The following is a 1265-nucleotide window of genomic DNA, read 5'->3' as shown; positions in this document are numbered from 1 at the left end:
TTCTTCTCGACTGTGCGCCGTCACTAAATTTCCTGACGCTTTCCTCGCTCACTGCCGCTACGGGGGTCCTTATCCCCGTTCCAGCGCACATGCTCGATGTCGACTCCACGGGCAAGTTTTTGGAGCTGGCCGCGTCTTATATGCAAATCCTGGATGAGGCCGGCGCCGGCGCGCGTTGGGATTTCGCAAAATTCCTCATCACAAAGTTTGAGGCCAACGACCATCCACAAGCCAATATGCAGGCGCTAATGCGTCAAGTGTTTGGCGAGGATCTACTGCTCAATTCCGTCTCCAAATCCACGGCGGTCGCGGACGCTCTTACTTGGAAACAGAGCCTCTATGAGGTGCAACGATCGAGGTTCTCCGCACCTAAAACTTATGATCGCGCAATCGAATCCATTAATGCCGCGAATGCGGAAATAGAAAGCCTCATCACAATGGCATGGAGGCGTGAACAGTGAGCCGCAAAGACTCTAAGGGCATGTTTGCTGCTGTTTTGGGGCAACTCGGGGAGGAGAGTTCGGAGGAGAGCCTTGGCCGGCGCACGTCATCGCCGCACCTGATGAAGGTGGCGGCTGGTGTTCGCCAAATGCAAGAACGAAGCGATATCGCTGACAAGTTACTGAAGTCAGGCGAACAAATCATTGAACTCGATCCTGACAGAATAAGGCCATCATCTATCACCGATCGATATGATGACGCCTACGAGATTTCCGCCATTGCTGAAATCACAGAATCCATGCGGGAGCGCGGTCAAATTGTGCCTGGATTGGTTCGGCCAGTACAAGGCAAGGATGGCGAGTTTCAAATCGTCTATGGTCGGAGGAGACTAGCGGCCGCCAAGCAGCTTGGGATCCCCTTCAAAGCGGCCGTCCGCGAGTTGAATGATGAACAAGCAGTCATTTTCCAAGGGGAAGAAAACACCGCTCGAGAGGATCTTTCATACATCGAAAAATGCGCTTTTGCGCTTGCGCAGCAGGAAGCAGGATACAAAAGGGACACTATCTGCGCTTCGTTGTCGACAGGAAAATCGCACGTCTCCGAGATGATCAAAATCGCGTCCTCCGTCGATAAGGAGATACTGCAATCGATCGGTAAAGCTCCCGGGATTGGTCGAGGACGATGGCAGGAATTCTCAAACCGCTATTCCGTAGAAGGCTCGCTCGCGAGAGCCTTTGATTTTACTCACAAAAGCAAATTTCGCGAGGCAACGTCCGATGACAGATTCATCATGCTGCTTGAGACGCTGCCGGCGGGTACTAATG

1 protein-coding gene and 1 pseudogene are annotated in these 1265 nt (G+C 52.8%); both read left to right on the top strand.

All coding sequences use genetic code 11. From position 1 onward, the window contains the following. Nucleotides 1-461 (top strand): annotated as a pseudogene (locus tag EN943_RS37055) (plasmid partitioning protein RepA); the annotation flags it as partial. Beyond that, the coding region (repB, locus tag EN943_RS37050; RefSeq protein WP_127416616.1) for a plasmid partitioning protein RepB at nt 458-1265 on the top strand (808 nt) is incomplete at its 3' end. The pseudogene EN943_RS37055 and the gene repB, both read left to right, overlap by 4 nt.

Origin of the sequence: Mesorhizobium sp. M7A.F.Ca.US.006.01.1.1 (assembly GCF_003997935.1) — a bacterium.
Lineage (GTDB): Bacteria > Pseudomonadota > Alphaproteobacteria > Rhizobiales > Rhizobiaceae > Mesorhizobium.
The sequence above is the reverse complement of the archived record's forward strand: the minus strand, read 5'-3'. Positions and strand labels throughout refer to the sequence as shown.